At 66.9% G+C, this 22,136-nt stretch carries 17 protein-coding genes; 8 read left to right on the forward strand and 9 right to left on the reverse strand.

From position 1 onward, the window contains the following. The first annotated feature begins 111 nt into the window (after positions 1–111). The 3 genes from ACAG21_RS16670 to ACAG21_RS16680 are packed head-to-tail and all read left to right on the forward strand — an operon-like array spanning position 112 to position 2,253. On the forward strand, positions 112–876 hold the full coding sequence (locus ACAG21_RS16670) for an ABC transporter ATP-binding protein (RefSeq protein WP_370497301.1): 765 nt from the start codon (positions 112–114) through the stop codon (positions 874–876). Continuing rightward, positions 810–1,628, forward strand: a complete 819-nt coding sequence (locus tag ACAG21_RS16675) for an ABC transporter permease (protein ID WP_370497303.1) — start codon at positions 810–812, stop codon at positions 1,626–1,628. The genes ACAG21_RS16670 and ACAG21_RS16675 overlap by 67 nt, the downstream gene beginning before the upstream one ends. A 1-nt stretch (position 1,629) precedes the next feature. Continuing rightward, a complete protein-coding gene (locus ACAG21_RS16680; protein ID WP_370497305.1) occupies positions 1,630–2,253 on the forward strand; it encodes a TetR family transcriptional regulator in 624 nt (207 codons plus the stop codon). Here the strand turns inward: ACAG21_RS16680 and ACAG21_RS16685 are convergent. Continuing rightward, positions 2,219–2,446 carry a Trm112 family protein gene (locus tag ACAG21_RS16685; protein WP_370497307.1) on the reverse strand — a complete coding sequence of 76 codons (228 nt, stop codon included), beginning with the start codon at positions 2,444–2,446 and terminating at the stop codon, positions 2,219–2,221. The two genes, ACAG21_RS16680 and ACAG21_RS16685, sit on opposite strands and share 35 nt — an antisense overlap. Continuing rightward, positions 2,439–5,405 (reverse strand): acyl-CoA synthetase, encoded by a 2,967-nt coding sequence (locus tag ACAG21_RS16690; protein ID WP_370497368.1) that lies wholly within the window; start codon positions 5,403–5,405, stop codon positions 2,439–2,441. Before ACAG21_RS16690 ends, ACAG21_RS16685 begins: the two co-directional genes overlap by 8 nt. Before the next feature lie 319 nt (positions 5,406–5,724). On the opposite strand from ACAG21_RS16690, the gene ACAG21_RS16695 reads away from it, so the two are divergent. Continuing rightward, positions 5,725–8,034, forward strand: a complete 2,310-nt coding sequence (locus tag ACAG21_RS16695) for a hypothetical protein (RefSeq protein WP_370497308.1) — start codon at positions 5,725–5,727, stop codon at positions 8,032–8,034. A gap of 223 nt (positions 8,035–8,257) precedes the next feature. After that, positions 8,258–10,153: a hypothetical protein gene (locus ACAG21_RS16700; RefSeq protein ID WP_370497309.1), complete on the forward strand. Its 1,896-nt coding sequence runs from the start codon at positions 8,258–8,260 to the stop codon at positions 10,151–10,153. A 6-nt stretch (positions 10,154–10,159) separates the two neighbouring features. Here the strand turns inward: ACAG21_RS16700 and ACAG21_RS16705 are convergent, their stop codons facing one another. The 4 genes from ACAG21_RS16705 to ACAG21_RS16720 are packed head-to-tail and all read right to left on the reverse strand — an operon-like array spanning position 10,160 to position 12,758. Further along, a complete protein-coding gene (locus ACAG21_RS16705; RefSeq protein WP_370497311.1) occupies positions 10,160–10,480 on the reverse strand; it encodes a hypothetical protein in 321 nt (106 codons plus the stop codon). A 59-nt stretch (positions 10,481–10,539) separates the two neighbouring features. Further along, positions 10,540–11,091, reverse strand: coding sequence for a YbaB/EbfC family DNA-binding protein (locus tag ACAG21_RS16710; RefSeq protein ID WP_370497313.1), 552 nt, complete (start codon positions 11,089–11,091; stop codon positions 10,540–10,542). Positions 11,092–11,123: 32 nt separating this feature from the next. Beyond that, positions 11,124–11,483 carry a type VII secretion target gene (locus ACAG21_RS16715; RefSeq protein ID WP_370497314.1) on the reverse strand — a complete coding sequence of 120 codons (360 nt, stop codon included), beginning with the start codon at positions 11,481–11,483 and terminating at the stop codon, positions 11,124–11,126. A 24-nt stretch (positions 11,484–11,507) separates the two neighbouring features. After that, positions 11,508–12,758, reverse strand: coding sequence for an EspA/EspE family type VII secretion system effector (locus ACAG21_RS16720; RefSeq protein ID WP_370497316.1), 1,251 nt, complete (start codon positions 12,756–12,758; stop codon positions 11,508–11,510). Positions 12,759–12,995: 237 nt separating this feature from the next. Between ACAG21_RS16720 and ACAG21_RS16725 the strand changes: the two genes are divergently transcribed. The 3 genes from ACAG21_RS16725 to ACAG21_RS16735 all read left to right on the forward strand — a co-directional run bounded on the left by ACAG21_RS16725 (position 12,996) and on the right by ACAG21_RS16735 (position 16,596). Further along, positions 12,996–13,355 carry a YbaB/EbfC family nucleoid-associated protein gene (locus tag ACAG21_RS16725; RefSeq protein WP_370497318.1) on the forward strand — a complete coding sequence of 120 codons (360 nt, stop codon included), beginning with the start codon at positions 12,996–12,998 and terminating at the stop codon, positions 13,353–13,355. Between the two features lie 37 nt (positions 13,356–13,392). After that, a complete protein-coding gene (locus ACAG21_RS16730) occupies positions 13,393–15,174 on the forward strand; it encodes an ABC-F family ATP-binding cassette domain-containing protein (protein ID WP_370497319.1) in 1,782 nt (593 codons plus the stop codon). 114 nt (positions 15,175–15,288) lie between these two features. Then, entirely contained in the window at positions 15,289–16,596 is a 1,308-nt protein-coding gene (locus ACAG21_RS16735; protein WP_370497320.1) for a cytochrome P450, read from the forward strand. Here the strand turns inward: ACAG21_RS16735 and ACAG21_RS16740 are convergent. The 3 genes from ACAG21_RS16740 to ACAG21_RS16750 all read right to left on the reverse strand — a co-directional run. Continuing rightward, entirely contained in the window at positions 16,579–17,649 is a 1,071-nt protein-coding gene (locus ACAG21_RS16740) for a type III polyketide synthase (RefSeq protein WP_370497322.1), read from the reverse strand. The genes ACAG21_RS16735 and ACAG21_RS16740 overlap by 18 nt on opposite strands. A 145-nt stretch (positions 17,650–17,794) precedes the next feature. Next, positions 17,795–20,872 carry a type I polyketide synthase gene (locus ACAG21_RS16745; protein ID WP_370497324.1) on the reverse strand — a complete coding sequence of 1,026 codons (3,078 nt, stop codon included), beginning with the start codon at positions 20,870–20,872 and terminating at the stop codon, positions 17,795–17,797. Continuing rightward, positions 20,872–22,136: SDR family NAD(P)-dependent oxidoreductase (locus ACAG21_RS16750; protein WP_370497326.1), on the reverse strand; the 1,265-nt coding region annotated here is incomplete at its 5' end. The genes ACAG21_RS16750 and ACAG21_RS16745, both read right to left, overlap by 1 nt.

Genomic DNA, 22,136 nt, shown 5'->3' on the forward strand with positions numbered 1-22,136 from the left:
GTCGAGACTGCACCTACCGACGCATCTAGCGGGTACGTCCGTCGGTAGGTGCAGTCTCGCGGTGTCCGACCACCCCTTGACAAGCCTCACCGCGAGGACGATATTCATCACATGATGATTTCATCTCGTGATGAATTAATCTCCGCCGGCAGCGATGTCGCGGTCGACATTGACCATCTCCGCGTGATCCGCGGCAAACGCCCAGCTCTGCACGACTTTTCGGTGCAGATCGGGAAGGGCAGCATCACCGGCCTACTCGGCCCGTCCGGCTGCGGCAAGACCACGCTGATCCGAAGCATCGTCGGCACGCAGATCGTGACGGCGGGAACGGTGACCGTGCTCGGCAAACCCGCCGGCTCCGCCGAGTTGCGCCGCCGCGTCGGCTATCTGCCACAAGACCCGACCATCTACAACGACCTGCGCGTGGCCGACAACGTTCGCTACTTCGCGTCGCTCTACGGCTTCGACGGCCAGGCCGCCGACGGCGCGATCGAGCGGGTCGGGCTGACCGATCACCGGAGCGCGTTTTGCGCCAACCTCTCCGGTGGCCAGCGCACCCGGGTGTCGCTGGCCTGCGCCCTGGTGTGCCAGCCCGAGCTGCTGGTGCTCGATGAGCCCACGGTCGGCCTCGACCCGGTGCTGCGCGCCGACCTCTGGGAGCAGTTCAACGACCTCGCTCGTGCGGGCACCACCCTGCTGGTCTCGAGTCACGTGATGGACGAGGCCGATCGCTGCAAAGACCTATTGCTGATGCGCGACGGGAACTTGCTCGCCCACACCACGCCGACCCAACTACGAGAGGACACCGGATGCACGTCACTGGAGGACGCGTTTCTGTCCATCATCAAGCGCAACATCATGCGCGAAGCCGGATAGGGCTCAAGGGATACACCGCCACCACGACACGGATACTGCGTCAGCTGGCCGCCGATCACCGCAGTGTCGCGATGATCCTCGCAGTGCCGGTTCTGGTTATCACGTTGATGTACTTCATGTTTCGCAATGCCCACCACCCGCCCGGCACGCCGGCGCCGTTCAACAATGCCTGTCTGATCCTGCTGGGCCTTTTCCCGTTGTTCGTGATGTTCATCATCACCGCGATCACCATGCAACGCGAACGGGCCTCGGGGACGCTGGAGCGCATCCTGACCACTCCCCTGCGCCGGCTGGACCTGCTGATCGCCTACGGAACCGCCTTCTCGATCGCCGCGGCGGCGCAGGCGACGGTGGCGTGCACCGTGTCGTTCTGGTTCCTCGGCTTTGACACCTTGGGCAGCTGGGTGTGGGTGTTCGTGATCGCGATCGTCAACGCTGTGCTGGGTGTCGGCCTGGGCTTGCTGTGTAGTGCGTTCGCCCGCACCGAGTTTCAGGCCGTGCAGTTCATCCCGCTGGTGATGGTGCCGCAGCTGCTGCTGGCCGGCATCATCGTCCCGCGAGCGCTGATGCCAGACTGGCTGCAATGGATCAGCAATGTCATGCCGGCCAGCTACGCGCTGGAAGCTCTGCAACAGGTCAATTCGCATACCGAACTGACCGGCATCGCGCTGCGCGACATCGTCGTGGTGGCGGGTTCGGCGTTCGCGGCGCTGTGCCTGGCCGCGGCGACACTGCGGCGACGGACGCCATAACGTGACGGCTGCCAAGACCGGGCGCAGACGACCCGGGCGTCCGGCCGGCAATTCCGATACCCGCGATCGCATCCTGGCCAGCGCCCGAGAGTTGTTTGCCAGCAAGGGTATTCGCAACACGTCGATTCGCGCGGTGGCCGCTGCGGCGGGTGTCGATTCGGCACTCGTGCATCACTATTTTGGCACCAAGGAAAAGCTGTTCGCCGCGGCCGTCCACATGCCGATCGACCCGATGGACATCATCGGCCCGTTGCGCGAGGTGCCGATCGAGGAGATCGGCTACCGGCTGCCGTCGATGTTGTTGCCGCTGTGGGATTCCGAGCTGGGCACCGGGTTCATCGCGGTGCTGCGGTCGATCCTGGCCGGCGCGGAGGTCAACCTGTTCCGCACCTTCATCCAGGACATCATCGCGGTCGAAGTGGGTTCGCGCGTCGACGATCCGCCGGGCAGCGGCGTCATCCGCGTCCAGTTCGTCGCGTCTCAGCTGGTGGGAGTGGTAATGGCGCGCTACATATTTCAACTCGAGCCGTTCGCATCGCTGCCGGCCGAACAGATCGCCCGCACGATCGCGCCCAACCTGCAGCGTTACCTCACTGGGGACTTGCCGGACTACTCCGCGCCATGAGACGGGCGTGCTCGTCCTCGTCGACGTCGCGCGCCTCGTCGATCAACAGCACCGGGATGCCGTCCTCGATGCGGTAGGCACGGCGCAGCCGCGGGTTGTAGAGCAGCTCGTCGCCGTCTTCTTGGGACACAAGCTGCAGCGGGCCGCGGTCCTGCGGGCACACCAGAATGCTCAGCAGGGTCTGGTCAAGCATCGTCACCTCGATACGTCGCGGCCAATTCGGCCCGTATCGCCGGAGTCAACCGGCGGTACTGCGAGCTGGCGGTGTCGAAATACCAGGCATGTCGCCCGGATTTGGGAATCCCGGCCGCCCGCAGGGCGCTGACGGTGGGACGGTAGGTCGCGCTCAGCGTCATCTCCGGCACCACACAAACGATGTCGGGTCCCAGGCCGACCGGCATGTCGGCGAAAGCTTCGGTTAGATCCGCCGCGGTGATGGTGGCTCCGGGCAACAATGTCAGCGCCGACACCGCCACCTCCAGGTTGCCGAACGGCACGTTGTAGGTCACCGCGAGGTCCACGCCGTTGATCTGGCCGAGCGCGTCGGTGACCGGCTCGGGATAGACGAGCCCGCGCGCGGTGTGCACCACCGAGCCGCGCCGGCCCATCAGCCAGAAGTCACCGTCCTCGTCGCGGCGGAACAGGTACTCGGTGGAGATCCACGTGTCGGCGGGCGCGAAAACCCCGCGCTTGACCGACGCCGTCGGATCGATCGGCCCGTTGGAAGCCGCGAGCAGCACCCCGACCTGGTTGACGTCGGCAACCTGGACGAAGCCTCGCTCGTCTTCCAGGATCAGGTCGTGTTCGGCGTCGTAGGCTGCGAGTTCTGCGCGCCCGGCACCGGGCAGCGGCCGACCCTTACAGCCGACCTTGGCGCCGGACACGTTGGCCAGCACCGCCTGTCCGTCGGTGGTGGCGAAGAACTCGACGACGTGCGCGGGCGCGAATGCGTCGACGACCCGTTCCCATAGTCCGGTCGGCATACCCGAGCCGATGAACAGCCGGACGGGATGATTGCCGTGCAGCACGAAGGCGGGGTCGTCGACGATGTCACGCAGCATCGCCCAGGTGTAGGACACGACGGTGACCCCATACTGCCGTATCTCATGGACGAACCGGTCGGAGTTCAGCCCGCGCGACAACGCGATGCGGGTGCCGCCGACGACCGCGCCGCCCAGGGCAACCAGCAGGGCGGACTCGTGGTGCAGCGGCGTCAGGCAGTACACGGTGTCGCGGCGGTCCAGGCCCGCCGCCGAAGCGGTTCCGAACGCCGACACCGCCCACCGGTAGTTGGTGATCTGCTTGGCCACCAACTCGCCGCCGACCGCGCTGAATGCGATGAACGCCAGATCCCGGGCCAATCCCGGGTTGGGCCGATACCAGGCGGGGAGCTCGACCGCATCCGGGTCGATCTGCTCCATGTCAATGACGTTGCCGTCCTCGGGCAGATGCAGGTCGCGCGCCTCACCACCGCCGAGCACCAACACCTGGCCCGGCCAATCGCGTAAGGCCTCGAGGTTGGTGGGGTCGGTCATGATCTCGCTGACCCGCCCGAGCCGCACGGATGCGGTCAGGTCGGCGTCGGGGCGCATCACCACCGCGACGGCGCCGAGCCGGGACAATGCGGCGATCGCGACCAACGCACTGGGACGTGTCTCCATCAGCACGCCGACCCGGTCGCCCTGCCGGACGCCGACCCGAATGAGGCCGCGGACAACATTGTTGATGCGGCGGTCGACCGCCTCGTAGGTGTGCACACGACCGTCGAACAGCAGGAACTCGCCCCGCGGCGCGTTGCGGGCCTGCTCGGTGATGATGCGGCCCAACGAGATTCGGGTGTGGTCGTTGATCTGCCCTAGGCGGGCCAGCCGGGGCAGCGTACGCGCGGTCTCGACGGCCAGTGTCCGCATGGATTTGTTGGCCGCGACCACCGCACCGGTGGCGCCGCGCACCAGCTCGATCGCCGCTTCCGACGCCTCGCCGATGCCATGGGTGAGCCGCGAACTCAGCGCGACGCCGCTGTCGGTGTGCTCTTCGGGCTGATCGGCCATCAAGTCGATGTTGTCGGGCTTGTCGCCGCCGGTGGTGAGCCACTCGATCCACGCGGCGACGGTGGGCCAACCCTGTTCTGCCGCTTTGGATCCGACGACCAGGCCGAAATGACCGGTGCGGATGCGGGCTTCGTAGACCTCGGCGTCGGGCGCGGCGCGTCGGATGCCGCGCACCGACGCCGGCTGGCCGATGTCATCGACCTCGCCGACGAAGGCCAGCACCGGGCAGGTGATGTCGGTGAGCGTGACCATCTGCCCGTTGACGGCGAACCCGCCGGTCATCATTCGGTTGTGTGCGATGAATTGTTTGAGCAGCTCGGAGATCGCCGGACCGGACCAGGCGATCCAACCCTCGCGCTCGAGGAACCGGCGCTGTTGTTCGCGAGGCAGTAGCGCCTCGCGGTCGTGCAGCTGACGCACGAAGTCGACGCGAGCCTTGGCCGTCTTCAGCGGATCCAGCATCTGGAAGCCGGCGCGGGCCATCCAGCCCGGGATGGCCAGGCGGCTGAAGACGTGGTCGGCCATGAAGTTGGCGACGGGTGGGGCGAAGTTTGCCGGGATGCCCATCGGCAACGCGGCCAGGGTGTCCACCGGCGAGCCGAAGGTGACGATGCTGGCCAGCGCTTTCGAACGACGGTAGGCGGCGACCTGATAGCACCACATCCCGCCCTGCGAATACCCGACCAGATGCACATCGGCGCCGGTCGCCTCGCGGACCGTGTCGATCGCCTGGCTGAGCGCGACGATGTGGTCGGCCAGATTGCGGCGCATGCCGCCCTCGACCTTGTCGGGTGAACCGAAGTCGATGACCCAGCAGTCCAGCCCGTGCGAGTGCAGGATTCCGACCGCACCGTCTTCGCGGGTCACGTCCCACATGTCCGCCGACATCATCATCGGGTGCACCATCAGCACCGGCGGGCCGACCGGACGCTGGCCGGGGCGGTTGTCGGGCGGAAAGTAGCGCCGGAGCTTGTACATCGGCACGCTCTCGACGATCTGCGACGGCGACGCAACGGTGCCGGTCTCGAGGCCCCCCAGCCGCAAGACCTCCAGGCCGTTCTGGGCCGTCGCGACCAGTCGTTCCACCGGCCGCGTGATCATCGACAAGTTCAGATCCACCGCTGCTCCCCACTCTCGACAGCTGAGACATCATGGCACATCGCTGTCCTTAGCGGTTCTGGTCAGGCTGTTTGCTCTCGCGGCCATGTCAGCGGCCGCGCGCGAGGGTGCATGGTTACGGGTGTACGCCCGCCAGGCCAACGCCGTCGAAACATCTCAAGCCGCAGGTCGGGTAACTGTTAGGCTCCCGACGGCCCGGCGTTGTGTTTGCTCGTTGTCGTGGGCCGGTTCGCGATCGTGTTGCAACCGATGTAGTGCGTCCGGGGGTATCGAATGCGTCGCCACGCAAGGAGTTTGGGCGATGCCTGAACACCTGATCGTCGACCCCTTCCATCTCGAGCTCGCCGGCGCCACATTGCGAAGTCAGACCCTGCCGGAGCCGCCGCCGCCGTTGGCCGCGACCGGGTCGGATGCGGTGTCGGAAGCGATCAACGTGACCATGCCGATGATCGAGGCCCCGGTGACTGAAGGGTTACCCGCCGCCCAAGCCGCCATCACGGCGACGGGATCCAAAATCGCTGCCGCCGCTCGCAGGTACGCCGAAACTGACCAGAAACTGGGCGACCAGCTGAACCGGTCCCAATTCACCGGCGCGAAGGACAAGTCCGCGACGCCGCCGCCCAGCTCCGCGTATTCGGCAGCCCGGGCACCGGAGCCGGGCGGCGGTCCGCAATTGTCGTCGGCACCACCTCCAGCGCCGGAGCAGCTTCCGCACTCCGCGGCCTCCGGTAGCAGTGTGCCGGACCCAGGCTTCGCCGGCGGCGCAGCGCCGCCGACTTCGGAAGCGCCGGAGGATGCCTTCAGTCCGGGACCGTGGGCAGGCCCGGCCGATCCGGAGCCGGGCAATGGCCTCGACTCCGGGGCGTGGGACGCTCCCGCCGACCCGGACGCGGCAGCCGGTGCGATAAAACCCGCATCGGTGGATACGTCGACCGATGCGGGCGACGTATCCGCCGATCAGGACGCGTCCGGCGACCCGCAAAACCCGGGTGATCAGGCGATTCCGGGCGGCCCGGGCGCCGACGAAGGCCCGGGCGCCGACGATGGTCCAGAAACGGTGGATGGACCGGGAACAGGTAATGCTCCCGGCACACCGGACGAGTCGGAACCGGGCATCCAAAACGGCCCGGGCCCGGCAACAGCCGATGGTTCCAAACCACCGGGCGATCCGCGTACCGCGCCGGATCCGGCAGCGCAAAAGGATCGGCCGGCGTCGAGCCCGCCCCGAGGCGGGAGTGGTCGAGGCCTGTTTTCGGTTTCGCAAGCAGGTGCCGGCGCAGGGGGCCGCGGAATCCCGCAGTCACTCGCGGGGTCACCCAAGCCGCCGATCGCACCCCTGCGACCTGCGACGGCGCACTCGGCGCCGGCGCACCACCCGCCGCTGGCGCCCCCGCCGGCCCACGACCAACCGGCCCGCCCGATGCCGGTCGCGCCGCCCGCCGCGCACACCCCATTGAGTCCGGCGGCGCCGGCGTCTCCGCTGACTCCCGCAACCCCGCACGGTCCACCGGCACCGGCGATCCCGCATACCCCACCAACGTCGGCGGCCCCGGATCCCGGTGGCGGTGCAACCGGCCCCCCGGCCCCCACCCCGCCGACGACCGTGCCGTCGCCACCGGCATCGCCCGGCACCTCCCCCGTCGCCACCGACCCGGCCTCGGACTCGGGATCCAAGCCGGCAAGCGCGTCAGCCGCCACGCCACCAGCGCCCCGCACGCGGGACGCCGTAATGGCCTCGATCCCGGTATCACCGGCGCGGGCCGAACGCGATGCCGTCGCCGAGGCAGCCACCGCGGACGCATCGCGCCGTGACGGAGTCGATCCCTTGCTGCTGGCCCGGCGCATCGCCGCCGCGCTGAACGTGCCGGGCAGCGACGACGAGGGCGATTTCGGCTTCTTCTGGGTGACCGCGGTGACGACCGAAGGCGCGATTGTGTTGGCCAATAGTTATGGCATCGCCTACATCCCCGACGGGGTGCGATTGCCCGATCCGGTTTACCTGGCCAGTGCTGACGACGGGGTTCCGGTCGCCGACCGGGCGAGCTGGGCGACCTACCCGGTGATCGCGGTGCAGGGCTGGGCCCAGCACCACGGATACGAGCTGCGGGCGGTCATCGCCACCGAGGAGCAGTTAGCCGATTCCGCACCCGGCGTGGAGAAGTTCGCGCTGCAGCCCGACGACATCCCGGACAGCGGGGTGATGATCGGCCGCTCCCGGTTGGAGGTGGTCGATCCGCAGGCGGCCGAATGGCTGGCGGCGGTCCCCGACGAGAGCTTGCGCGACCGGTTGCCGCCCGCGCCCGCGGACGTCACCCCGCCGGCCGAAGACGAAGGAATGCTGTGGTTCGAAGTGATGGAACCGATGTTCAGCACCTACACCGGCCGAGAGGACGCACACCTGCGGGCGTTTCACGCCTACGCATCTCAGGCCGAGCAGCTTGCGCTTCAGGTGGCGCACCGCCGGGTCGACCCGGACACCCGGCGCAGCGCGATAGCGGACTGGCTGTATTGGAAACACCTCGCCTCGCTCCACGACGCCGCACTCAACGACCCGGCTTATCGCCGCCGCACCGCCGGCCTTTATGACGAATCCTCGGCTGCCCGTGATTAACTTTCTCTACATCGCCTGTTCAATCAATTCGCCAGTGCGACTACAGGATTGACTCATCGCCGAAAGTGCGGTGATCTCACGACGAAAAGCCAATTGTCGTTTAGGCTCCCAGAGGTTGGGTTTGTCTCGGGCAGACAAATCAGCCCGGCCGTAATGCGGATCGGCTCATAGCGACGCCCCCGTGTGCTTACCGGATGGGTAGCAGCAGAACAGGATTGCGATGGTGAAACTCCCACCCCCGTCACGCGGACTGCCGCCGATCAGCGTCCAGCAACCGCGCGTCCCGAGTGTTGTCAAGCCGCCGGAACGTCCACAATCGACGCTGAGTGTCGAGCCGCAAGAGTTGATCACCAGGGCCAAGGAGCTGGCCGAAGCCATGCCGCAATGGCCCGATGAACAGCCCAAGGCTCCGTGCGAGCTGGCGATGGTCCGGAATGCAGCCACGGTGCTGCAGCGATCCGCCGACAACGTGGCGATGGCCCTCAAGGCGGGCGAAGAGCGGTGGCGGCGTCTGGCCCAGTTGCTGGTCGAAGCCGCCAAGAAATACGAAGGGGTCGACGCGGACGCCGCGAACAAAGTGGCGTCCGCCGTGCCGGCTTTCTCGGCCGCGCTGAGACACCCGTCCACGTATCAACTCCAACCCGACGCTGTCGGCTCGTTCGTCCCGCCGCCCGCCAGCCCGTCATGGATCGGCGACGGATCGAAATCGTTGGTGGCGCAGTCGGATAACGTATTTCTTCGGGTACGGGACGCGGCGCAACAAATCAACGCCGGCGATGCGCGCGCGACGGCATTGTTCCGATTTGCCGACAGCTGGAGCATGTACGAAGGGAAATTGCGCGACGCCGCGATTCGGTTCCGACCGTTCGAATCATGGCGCGGCACGGCCGTTACCCAGGTCGAGAAGCAGTTCGAGCAGCACCGGATCTGGCTGAACCAGATGGCAGCAAACTGCGCGTTACTCGGCCAACAGGCGCGGGCGCTCGCGTCAGCACATTGTGTCGCCGTCGTTCAACACCCCACTTCTGCACAGGTAGAACCGCTACACAACAAACTGCTGGCGAAAAGGATCTCCAGCCGGGACTACGAGGCCTATAAGCGGCTGCAGAAAATGTCCGAGGACGTGCGGGCCGAATACCGCAAACAGGCCGGATTGCCGTGGTCGCTCATCAACCTTTCGATGCCACCGGACCGCGCCGACGCGGACCTCTTCAAGACGCCCGAGCAGAAGGCGGAAGAACTAGCGGAGAAGCAACAGCAACGGGCGATGCAGCCGATGCAAGCGATGCTGAAAGCGCAGAAGGAAGAGGCGGAGAAGGCTCGAGAAGAGGCGCGTAAAGCACGGCAGGATTCAGAAGAAGAGGCCCGCAAGGCGCGACAAGAAGCACTGGAAGAGGCGCGCAAGGCACGACAACACGCGCACGACATGGCGGACGAGGCGCAGGAGAAGGCCAAGGAGCAGCAGCAGGCGTTCGCCAAATCCATCGGCGCCCAGCAAGCTGCCCTGGCCAAGTCGGTGGGCGCCGGCACGCCGAAGGTCCCGTCGGCGTCGAAACTGATGGGCACGGTAAGCCAATTCGCGAACATGGCAAAAGGGATGGCCGCCAAGACGCCCCCGGTACCCCCAGGTGGCACCAAGCCGGGTGTGCCGTGGGTGCCACCGCTGCCCGCGGGCGGGCATGTACCCAACGTGACACACGGGGCAGGCGGAACGATGGGCGGCGGGATCAACATCCCGGTTGCCGGCGCCAGCGCCGCCCCGCCGACGCGAGTGGAACATCCGCTGGCGCCCCCGGTGCATGCTCCGGTGCAGGGGCCGGGCCTACCTCAGGGAGGCCCGCGGCCCGCGCCCGTCTCGGAGGTCGCGCCTCGCGTGCCCGGCTCGGCGTCGGACTCCGGCGCGGGAGCTCATGGCGCCAAGATCGGTGGCACGCCGCCGATGCCCGCGATGCCCCCGCAGGACCAAGGCGGCGCCAAAGCCAAGCGCGTGCAGCCTGACGATCCGGCCATCTACACCGAGGAACGACCGTGGACCGAAGGTGTCATCGGACGTCGCCCGCGCAAGGCCGAACCCGTCGCACCTCCACCGGTGCCGCCGGCCTCCGACGGCACGAAGTAAGTCACGTCAGTCGGCAGCACTCCGGCGCAGCCGGTAGGCCATCTCGCGATCCTCCTGCGCGAACTCGCGGTGTCGGGCCGCGTAGGCCAGATATCGGTCACGCTGGCGGTCGCAGCGCTCGCGTTCGGCCACGGCTTCGAAGGCCTTGGCCGTTCGGTCCTGGCTGGCTGCTGAGTCATCCAAGCTGATGGCCGCGGACCGCTGCGCCGCTCTGGCCCGTAGGAACGCTTGCTCCGCGCGTGCACCGGCGCGGAATGCTTGTTCGGCGGGCCATGGCTGGGGGACGGATTCGGCCTCGTGGCCGTCGCCGGGATAGACCATCGTCATGTCCTCTCCTCGTCTGCAGTGTTGACAGCGCGGAGGGGCTGAAACGCCGTGTCCAACGATCAGTCGGTAGTGGCGTAGCGGCTCGCGAAGACGTGCGCCTGTGCCGCCTCGGCCTGTTCCGGTGTCGGCAATTCCGCGGCCCCTACGATGAGTTCGTCGTCCACTCCGTCGCCAGGACCCAATCCCAGTGACCGCACGGCGTCGACGAGAAACGCCTGCTGGCCGGCCAGTCCCTTTTGCCGGGCCAGCTCGGCCATGGCGAGTATTTCGTCGACGAGCGCTGCTTCGGTCATGCTCGTCACCTTCGGAGAAAGTTCGATCTGGACGACGCTGCCGTCCGGCAGTGCGGTGATCGAGACCGTTCCGGGGGGGTTGGTCACCTTGGCCAGGAAGCCGGACCCTTCGTCGTCTTCCTGCGCCGCGTCCACGGGTTGACTCGTCGTCCCCTGAGATCGCAATGCATCGACCGCCGAGGGCGCATCGACATCGCCGCCGGCGGCGAAAGTCAGGGCCTGCCTGTCCGCGGTCCTGTCGTCGTCAGCACCGGACTGGTGGGTATCGAAGAAAACAAGAGCGGAAACGTCGTCCTGGCCGTCGTCGTCTCGGGGCATCGCATTCTCTTTCTTGAAGTCGGGTACCTCGGTCAGTTGCCGGCATCCAGCTGATGGTCGAGGACATCACGCTGCGCCCCATCGGTGCCCGCGTACATCGCCTTGGCCGCCTGCAGCGCTTGGTCGCACGCCGTCAGGCATTCGGCGAAGCGCGCCTGCACGGCTGCGCGGTTCCCATCCAGCGCTGCCATCATGGCGTTGGCGCCCGCGCGGGCGGTAAGCCCGTGGCTGTCCAGGAGTTTGTCGGGGTATCCGCCTGTCACAGATCGCGGTGCCCCGAAGGCCGCGTCAACGCTGGTACGGACGGCGGCCAGGGAGTCGCGCAGCTTGTCGATGTAGGCCGGATCGACTATCACATTTTCCACAGCGCTGGTCTCCTCGAACGAAAACACCTGTCTCACAATAGGTTTAGTTCTCTAACGACTGGCCGCGCTTGCATCCGGTGCCTGCACGGCGGTGTCCGCCGCGGGGTCGATCGGCGCGCGCTCGGCACCCGCTGTACCCGCAGCCGCTCCCACATCGGCGACCTCAACCCCGAGCCCGGACTCCGTGCCGGTGACCGGCGCGGCCCCAGTCTCTTTGCGGTGGCTGGTGGGCCGTGACACCGCGGTTGGTGCCGGGTGGGAGACGACGGGCGACGTGAACGCCGGCGCGGTACCGGCCGCAGCGGCCTGGCTCGACACTGCGGCCGGCGCTTCCGGTAGCGCATGCTCCCTTGCCGGGAGATCTCCGTGGGCCCTCGTGTCGGTCGCCACGGAGTGTCGCCCCGACGGGGTGCCCGCGATGGTGCCGCCGGCAGCGCGGAACTCGGGAGCGATCGATCCCCCGCCGGATGCCGGCACCGCGTGACGGACTCCGGCGGCATTCGACGGATTCGGCATGGTCAAGGCGCCGCGAGCCGCGTCATACTTCGCCGGCACGGCGGCCTGCATGGCGGCAGCGTTCGACGCGACCTTGTCAATGTGGATTCCCGTCTCGACCCCGAGGGCGCCGAGGGCGGCCACGATGAACGCAATCTGCCACCTCTTGGTAGTTTGCAGAGCAACGATCTGAGGAGTAAGCGGGGGAATCCAAAGGATGTTTTCAGCGGAGGCTGCCGCCAAGGCATAAAAATAGATCGCCCAGGCCACCGGAATACAAGCGGCGAGTGCAGCTTTTGTATATCCGAATTGCTGTCGCACATTGAAAACCAGCTCGGCCTCGGATTTCACATAGCTTTGGAAGTCCTTGTCGGTCGACTGCACCGCTTTTATGCACTCTTGCAACTCGTGGATCAACTGCCCGTACGCGAGCGATGCCTTCCCGGACCAGCGCAGTTCATCAGGCGCCGCGAGTTTCAAGTTAGCCAGTGCCGCATCGAAATTCGGTTTCGCCGCGTCCGTCAGCACTGTCCCCTTGTCGGGTTTACCGAACCCGTTGAACCATTCCAACAGGCTGACCAGCGCGACGGCGTTCTCGAGGTAGAGGGTCGGCTTCAGTTCGAGCATATCTTTGATGCTGTCACCGGGGAGCGCCTTCAATCCCTCCTGGAGAACCAACTGAAATGTCGTGCCGACACTGATGCTCATATTGGCGATATCGCCATCCAGGGCGTAACTCTTCCAGGCGCCCGCGGAGTTAGCCGTGAGCTTCAAAACCAGACTGGTTAAGCTAGCCCAGTTCACCATTCGACACAGCCCCTTTACACCAGCCGGATCTGTCAACGAGCACGTTCTGGTCGGCATACGCTCGGTGCCGATTGCGTGACGGCATGTGGGGCGTCAGCTTAACAGCGCCGCCGCTGCGGTCCGGGCGCGAAACGTTGTTCGGTCACCCAGCATTAAAGCGTTGTACACCGACGATCGGCCCGGCCGAGAACACAATCGGTATGCTCCGCAAAAGCGTGCCGCGAGTAAGGACTTCCGATGACCGGCCAGACCGACCCGCAGGTGACCGAAGCGCTGCAGCATTTGCAGCGGTTCGTCTCGGCCTTCGAGGATGATGCGTTTCGCACGAGCACCGGAACCTTCACTGCCACAGACGAAACCGAGACCGTAACGGTGACCGTCAACGGGGATCGCTGGCTCACTGGCCTGCAGATCGAACCCGGGCTGCTGCGCATGGGCGCCGAAGCGGTTCAGCAGCGCCTCAACGAGGCCCTGCATAAGGCGCAGGCGGCCACCGTCGTGACCGCCGACGACGAAGAGCAGCAGCTCCAGGACACCGTCGCGGCGGTCGTCGGTGCGCTCCAGCAGCAGCTCGGGGATCTTCAGCAGCAGCCTTAGCCGCGGCGTCCAGGCCCGCCTTGCTAGCGTCGGCCCGGTGGCGCACCTACTGGGGGCCGAGGCCGTTCACCTGGAATACCCGACTCAAGTGGTCTTCGATTCGATCTCGCTCGGAGTCAATGACGGCGCGCGCATCGGCATCGTCGGTCGCAACGGCGACGGCAAGTCCAGCCTGCTTCGCCTGCTGAGCGGTCAGCTGACGCCCAATTCCGGGCGGGTCACCCAGCGCAGCGGATTGCGCGTCGGCGCGCTGAGCCAGGCCGACGCGCTGGACCCCGAACACACCGTCGGCTGGGCGCTGGTGGGCGAGACGCCCGAACACCAGTGGGCCGGCGATCCGCGCATCCGCGACGTGGTCGGTGGGCTGGTCGCCGATATCGATTGGGATGCAACGATTTCCACGCTCAGCGGTGGACAGCGGCGGCGAGTGCAGCTGGCCGAGCTGCTGATCGGTGAGTGGGACGTCATCGCCCTCGACGAGCCCACCAATCACCTCGACATCGAGGGCATCACCTGGCTGGCCGGCCACCTCCAACAGCGCTGGGCGCGCAACACCGGCGGGCTGCTGCTCGTGACGCACGACCGCTGGTTTCTCGACGAGGTCGCCACCACGACCTGGGAGGTGCACGACGGAATCGTCGAACCCTTCGAGGGCGGCTACGCGGCGTACGTGCTGCAGCGCGTCGAACGGGACCGGCAGGCCGCCGCGGTGGAGGCCAAGCGGCAGAACCTGATGCGCAAGGAGCTGGCCTGGCTGCGCCGCGGTCCGCCGGCACGGACCTCCAAGCCGAAATTCCGCATCGATGCCGCCAACCAGCTGATCGCCGACGTACCGCCGCTGCGCAACACCGTCGAGTTGGCCAAGCTCGCGACCGCCCGGCTCGGCAAGGACGTGATCGATCTGCTGGACGTGTCGGTCTCGTTCCCGCCCTTTCAAGGGCGTCCGGTGCTGCGTGACGTCGAATGGCGCATCGGCCCGGGTGAACGGACCGGCATCATCGGCGCCAACGGCGCGGGCAAGTCGACGCTGTTGGGGTTGATCGCCGGCACGGTCACGCCGGACACCGGGCGGGTCAAGCGCGGCAAGACCGTTGCGCTCTCGGTGCTCGACCAACAGGGCGACCTGCTGAACCAGTACGCCGACGACCGGATCGCCGACGTCTTGACCGGTCTGCGCGGTGGCTACGAGGTCGAGGGCCGCGAGGTAACCCCCACCCAGCTGCTGGAGCGGCTCGGGTTCGGGCGCGGCCAGCTCTCGGCGCGCGTCGGCGAGCTGTCCGGCGGACAGCGGCGTCGACTGCAACTGATGCTCACGTTGCTGTCCGAGCCGAATGTCCTGCTACTCGACGAGCCGACCAACGACGTCGACACCGACATGCTGACCGCCACCGAGGATCTGCTCGACTCCTGGCCGGGCACCCTGATCGTCGTCTCGCACGACCGCTATCTGCTGGAGCGCATCACCGACCAGCAGTACGCGATTCTCGACGGCCGCCTGCGGCACCTGCCGGGCGGCGTCGACGAGTACCTGCGCCTGGCCGCCCGGTCGACCGGTGGTGCGCCACCGGCGCCCGCGACACCCGAATCCGAGGCGATGTCCGGCGCGCAGCGTCGCGCCGCCGAGAAGGAGCTCGCCTCGCTGGATCGCCAGCTCGCCCGGCTGGCCGAGCGGATCGCGGCCAAACACGTCGAACTCGCCAACCACGACCAGTCCGACCACGTCGGGATCTCCCGGCTAACCGGCGAGCTGCGCGGCCTGGAAGACGAGGTCACCACGTTGGAGAGCCGCTGGCTCGAACTCTCGGAAGTGCTCGAATGATCAACTGGCCGTAGGCCGTTGCCGCTTGCGCAGCGTATCCAGCAGCCCAAGTCAATCCGCGTCTGGAGGCACTACAATCGGATGTTCGGCCGCAAGCCGGGTCGGGAGAAAACCATGACGAAGCAACCGCACGGACCGGTTCGCTACCCTCCCGGCGAAGGCTTGCTCGCGCTGTACCGGCTGCGGGGCCCGGTGATCAATTCCGGCGTCGGCGGGCACGGCTACACCTATCTGCTCGGCCCCGAGGCGAACAAGTTCGTGTTTGCCAACGCCGACGCGTTCAGCTGGGCGCAGACGTTCGAGAGCCTCGCTTGGGTCGACGGGCCCACCGCGCTGATCGTCAGCGACGGTGACGATCACCGCCGTCGCCGCAGCGTTGTGGCCCCGGGGCTGCGCCACCGGCAGATCCAGGATTACGTGCAGACCATGGTCTCCAATATCGACGCGGTGATCGACGGCTGGCGGCCGGGGCAACGGCTGGACATCTACCAGCGGTGCCGCTCCGCGGTGCGGCGCAGCACCGCCGAGAGCCTGTTCGGCGCACGCCTGGCGGCGCACTCCGACTTCCTCGGTGATCAACTCCAGCCGCTTCTGGATCTGACGCACCAACTGCCGCAAGTCGTGGTGCTGCAGCGGCGTCTCAACTCCCGCGGATGGCGCCGCGCGATGGCTGCCCGCGAGCGCCTCAACGACTTCATCGACAGCCTGATCGCCGACGCCCGCACCACGCCCAGACCCGACGACCACATGTTGACCATGTTGATCAACGGTCGCGGTGACGAGGGATATGCGTTGAGCAACAACGAGATTCGCGACTCGATCATTTCGCTGATCACCGCCGGTTACGAGACCACGAGCGGTGCGCTGGCCTGGGCGATCTACACGCTGCTGACTCTGCCGGGCGCCTGGGATACCGCCGCCGCCGAGGCCCGGCGGGTGCTCGGCGACGAGCCGCCCACCGCTGCCAACCTCGACGCGCTGACCTATCTGCACGGCGTCGTGCAGGAGACGCTTCGGCTGTACTCCCCCGGCGTGATCTCCGCCCGCCGGGTGATGCGCGACCTCAGCTTCGACGGACACCGCATCCGCGCCGGCCGATTGCTGATCTTCAGCGCCTATGTCACCCACCGGCTGCCCGAGGTGTGGCCGGAGCCGCGCGCGTTTCGCCCGGGCCGCTGGGACCCGGACGCGCCGGATTACCGCAAGCCCGCGCCGCATGAGTTCATTCCGTTCAGCGGCGGGCTGCACCGCTGCATCGGCGCCGTGATGGCGACGACCGAGATGACGGTGATGCTGGCCCGGCTAGTGACCCGAACGACGCTGCGGCTGCCCGCTCAGCGAATTCGTGCGGCCAACCTCGCCGCGCTCAGTCCTACCCCGGGGCTGGTCGTCGAAATCGCCGATTCAGTGCCAGCGCAGTAGCACGAGCTCGGAGGAGAATCCGGGTCCCATCGCGACGATCAGGCCCGGGCTGCCGCTGGTCGGCGGCTTGGCGATGGTGTCGCGCAGGACGTGCAGCACCGACGCCGACGAAAGGTTGGCGATCTCGCCCAGTGAGCGCCAGGTCAACTCGAGTGCCTCGGGGGGCAGCTCAAGGCTCTTGCCGATCGCGTCGATCACCTTGGGGCCACCGGGATGGGCCACCCACGCCTCGATTTCGGCCCGGGTCAGGCTGTGCCGGCTGAGGAATCGGTCGACGTCGCCGGCCAGGTGGCGCTCGATGATCGTGGCGAGCTCTGGGGAGAACACGGGCTGCAGCCCAGCGGGGCCGACGTTCCACGCCATGATGTGCAGTGATTCCGGGTACAGGCGACTGCGGGAATCGACGATGTCGGGGCCGCTGGCACGTAGTTGCCGGTCTTGGTCGGCGCGACGATCGCCGACCGCCACGACGGCTGCCGCGCCGTCGCCGAACATCGCGGTCGAGACCAGCCCCGATACGGTCGGCTTGACCGTCGGAAACGTCAGCGAGCAGAGCTCGACGGACACCAGGACCGCGACGCCGTCCGGCGCACCCTTCAGGTAGTTGTGCAGGAACGCCACCCCTGCCGCGCCGCCGGCGCAACCCAGGCCGAACAGCGGAATCCGGCGCACATCCGGGCGCAGGCCGATCCGCCCGGCGATGCGAGCGTCCAGTGACGGCACCGCGACGCCGGTGACGGTCGTGGTGGCGATCATGTCGACGTCTTGGGGTTGCAGTCCCGCCTCGTCGAGAGCACCCAGCAGCGCCTCGCAGCCGAGGTCGACGGCGTTTTCGATGAAGATTTCGTTCGTTTCGGTGAAATCGGTCAAGGACAGATATTGCTCGAGAGGCAGTACGAGGTGGCGGCTGTTGACCTTCGCGCCGGCATGCAGACGCCGGACGATCGCTTCGTGTTCCTGCAAGACCGGGAATTTGACGAATTGGTCGGTAATCTCGCCCTGGCTGTAGCTGTGCGGTGGCACTGCACCGAACACACCTGCGATGACGCTCATACCTAACCTCTACCTAAAACGATTCCCCCCATTGCACGAAAGCTTATGCGGTCTGGTTCAGGGCCGCAAAGATACGGCTATTCAACATGTGTCGGATACAACCGCAGGGGGTCGCCCGGAATCAGGCTCGCCAGCAGGGATTTCGTCATTCCACATCATCGACTTTATTGGACTCCAAAGCCATAGCGATCAACGCATCGGCGCTCAACGAGTCGATGACGCCATCGTCGACTTCGAGATCGGCACGCGGCGTTTCCGAGTCGCCCGCGAGCAGCAAGAGCTTGTCGAGCAATCCGGTTCGCCGAAGTTCGCCCAGCGGAATTTTTCTCAGCGCCGCCCACGTCTTCTCGTCGTCGGACGTTTCGCATTCGTCGTGCAGCAGTTGCCGACGCAGCTGATCGGCCAACGCCGACGGGGTGGGGAAATCGAAGATCAGCGTGCGCGACAAAGCCAACCCGGTTGCGGCTTTCAGACGGTTGCGGAGTTCGACGCCGGACAGCGATTCAAAGCCTATGTCGGAAAAAGCGCGTTCGGCGTCGATGTCGCGACCGCTCGAGTGCCCCAGCACCGTTGCCGCGTGCGCGCGTACCAGTTCCACCAGCTGCCGGTGCTGGTCCTCGGGGGCCATTGCTCGCAACTCCTCGGCCAGACCCGCCGCCCGGTCGATCAGCGGCGCCGGTGCGTCCCGGTTCGATCCCAACCAAAACCGTTGCCGGGCAAAGCCGTACGTCGGTAACTCGATACGCCGGCCACCCAGTCCGGCCACGATCGACGGCCAGTCGACCGCCGCGCCGTTGACGAAGAGTTGCCCGGCCGCGCTCATGAGCGCGTCGATTTCGGGCCGCTCCTTGACCAGCGTGGCAACCGCGGCGGCATGCTCGGTGTTCAGCGACTGCTCGACCGCCGCACTGAGGCCGGCGGCAGGGCCCACCTCGACAAAAGCGTTGGCCCCCAGCGCTTCCGCCAACCGGACGCCGTCGACGAAGCGTACCGGACGGCGTACGTGTTCGACCCAGTATTCTGCCGTTCCGTAGTCGGCGCCGGCCAACTCACCAGTCACGTTGGACACCAGGTCAATCCGTGGTTCGTCGGCTTTGACGTCAGCTATCAGCCGAGAGAATTCGTCGATCATGGGCTCCATCAGCGCCGAATGAAAGGCATGCGACACCGCGAGGCGATGCACCCGTGCCCCCTGCTGTGCCAACCGGTCGGCCATGGCGGCCACGGGGGCTTCGGCGCCCGAAAGCACAACGGAGTTCTGCGCATTGACGGCCGCGATCGCCACGCCGTCGGCGAGCAACGGGCTTACGATGTCCTCGCCGGCGGCCACTGCGATCATCACGCCGCCGGCCGGCAACGCCGACATTAAGCGGCCCCGGGCCGCGACGAGGCGTGCGGCGTCGTCGAGCGTGAGCACGCCGGCGATGTGCGCAGCGGTGATCTCCCCCACCGAATGACCCATCACCAGATCGGGCTCGATTCCCCAACTTTGCAGCAATTTCGCCACGGCCACCTCGATGGCGAACAGTGCCGGCTGCGCATATTCGGTATTCGCCAGCAACTCTGCGTCGACCCCCCAGATCACGTCGCGCAAACCCGAACGCAGCCGGACATTTAACGCGTCGAGGGCCTCGTCGAATGCCCGGGCGAAGACCGGAAAGCGGTCGTAGAGCTGCTGGCCCATCCCCAACCATTGCGAACCTTGGCCGGGAAACACGAACGCGTTCTTGACGGCTGGTCGAGCACGGCCGGTGACCGCGGCCGGGGCTCCGGTGGCCAACCGTGTCAAGCCCGCGGTGAGCGCTGTCCGATCGCTGCCCACCAGCACCGCCCGGTGTTCGAAGACCGACCGCGTGGTGGCCAGCGACCACGCCACATCCGTCACGGTCGCGGCGTCGTCGGAGGCGAGGTGGGCGGCCAACCGTCCGGCCTGGTTGATCAAGGCTTGCTCCGAACGCGCCGACAGGACCCAGGGCGACGGGGTCACTTGTTGCGGTTCGGCGACAACACTTTCCGGCTGCGCGGGCGCCTGCTCGACGATCACATGCGCATTCGTCCCGCCCATTCCGAACGACGACACACCGGCCCGCCGCGGCCGGTCCCCGATCGGCCACGGTGTCAACCCGGTATTAACCTGCAGCCCATAGCCTTTCAGGTCGTTGCCGACAGCGGTTGGGTCGTAGTTGAGACTTGGCGGAATCACCGCGTTTTCGACGGCCAGAACTGCTTTGAGCAGGCCCGCGATTCCGGCGGCACTGCCGGTGTGGCCGATGTTGGTCTTCACCGAGCCGACACGAACCGGGTTCTGGTGACGCTCGGCGAAGATCTCACCCAGTGCCCGCACCTCGACCGGATCACCGACTTCCGTTCCGGTGCCGTGCGCCTCGACATAGTCGATGTCGTCGGAGCTCAGGCCGGCCCGGACGAGCGCCCGCCGAATGACGTCGGATTGCCCGGCAACCGACGGCACGGTCTGGCCGGCGGAGCGATGGCCGGCATTACCGACCGCACTGGCGCGGATGACAGCGCGAATTCTGTTTCCGTCCCGGAGCGCGGCGGCCAGCGGCTTCAACAGGACCATGCCGGCACCCTGGGACCGCACGTAGCCATCCGCGCGTCCGTCGAAGGCGTAGGTGTGGCCGGATGTCGACATCGCGCCGAATTCCGTTTCGAGCATTGCGGTTTCGTCGGCCAGGTTGAGGTGGATGCCGCCGGCTATCGCCAGCGCTGACTCACCCGCGCGCAGGCTTTCGCAGGCCAGGTGCACCGCGACCAGCGAGGACGACTGACCGGAATCGACGATCATGCTGGTCCCCTGCAAGCCGAGCGCATAGGAGATCCGGTTGGCGATCATCGCCCGCGCGACCCCGCCGAACGAGTAATGGTCGAGGTTGTCCGCGCCGTCGCGAAGCGTCAGCACGGCGTAGTCGTCGGTCATCGCCCCGAGGTAGATGGAAACCTGTTCGCCGCGCAGGGTTTCCGGTACCAGGAAGGCGTCTTCGAACAGTTCCCAGGCCAGCTCGAGGGCGACCCGCTGACGCGGATCCATCGCGCTGGCCTCGCGGGGCGACAGACTGAAGAAGTCGGCGTCGAATTCGGCGATGTCGCCGGGAAGCCGGTTCTCCTCCAACCCGTCGCGAACGAGCTGCCACAGGTCCCGCGGGGTGGTGGCACCGGGCAACCTGCAGGCGAGGCCGATGACTGCGACGTCAGTGGGTGACATCAGGGGCTGAGATCGTCATCGAGGATCGCGAAGAGTTCACGTTCGGTGGCGGTGGTGATGTCATCGTCGATGACGTGTGATTCGCTGGTCAGCGGTGGTGGGGATGCCAGCTCGCTCGCGATCGCCTGGATGCGGGCGGCCAAGCGGGTTTTTTCGTCCGGCGTCCAATTGGGTTGGTTGACCAGTGTTTGCAGTTCGCGGGCGATGTCGTTGAAACGCGCCAGTTGGTCCGGGGCGGCCGCGGGCGCGCTCGTGGTCACCGAACTGAGTTGTTCGTCGATGTGTTCGGCGAGCGCCGCGGGTGTGGGGTAGTCGAAGATCAGGCTCGGTGAAAGGGTAAGTCCGGTAGCCATTTTGATGCGGTTACGCAGTTCCACCGCCGTCAGCGAGTCGAACCCGAGGTCCTGGAACGGCAGCTGAGCCTCGATGTCGGCGTTGGACCTGCCCAGCACGGTGGCGGCGTTGGTGCACACCAGTTCCACCAACTGATGGTGACGCTGCTCGGGACTGAGTCCCTGCAAACGGGCGGCCAGACCCGACGTCGACACCGCTGCGTCGGCATCGCTGATCAGTCGTCGACCCGGCCGCCTGACCAGGTCACGCAGCACCGGCGGGACGGCACCGCCCGCGCCCAACCCGGCAGAGTCGATGCGGGCGGCCACCAGCAGCGGACGGTCGGCGAGCATGGCCTCGTCAAACAGCTGCAGCGCATGCGGGGTGGACAGCGGCGCCAACCCGGCCCGGCTCATCCGTGCTTTGTCGCGCTCGCTGAGGTGTTGGGTCATGCCGCTGGCCTGCTCCCATAGTCCCCAGGCGATCGACAATCCCGCCAGACCGTGCGCTCGCCGGTAGGTCGCCAATTCGTCGAGGAAGCTGTTGGCCGCGGCGTAGTTGCCCTGGCCCGGGGAGCCCACGATGCCGGCCATCGAGGAGAACATCACAAACGCCGACAGATCCATGTCGCGGGTGAGCTCGTGCAAGTTCCACGCGCCGTCCACCTTGGCCCGCAACACCGTGTCCACTCGACCCGGTGTCAGCGACGCGATCAGCCCGTCATCGAGCACCCCGGCAGCATGGAACACGCCCTTGAGCGGATATTCGGTGGGCAGTCCAGCAAGCAGCCCGGACAACGCATCCCGATCCGCGACGTCACAGGCGACCACCGACACCTGTGCCCCGGCTGCTGTGAGTCGATCCACCAACTCCGGCACGCCCTGGCCATCGGCCCCGGTGCGGCTGGCCAACACGACATGGGCCACCCCGT

It is taken from the genome of Mycobacterium sp. pR1184, assembly GCF_041287235.1.
Taxonomy (GTDB): Bacteria; Actinomycetota; Actinomycetes; order Mycobacteriales; family Mycobacteriaceae; genus Mycobacterium.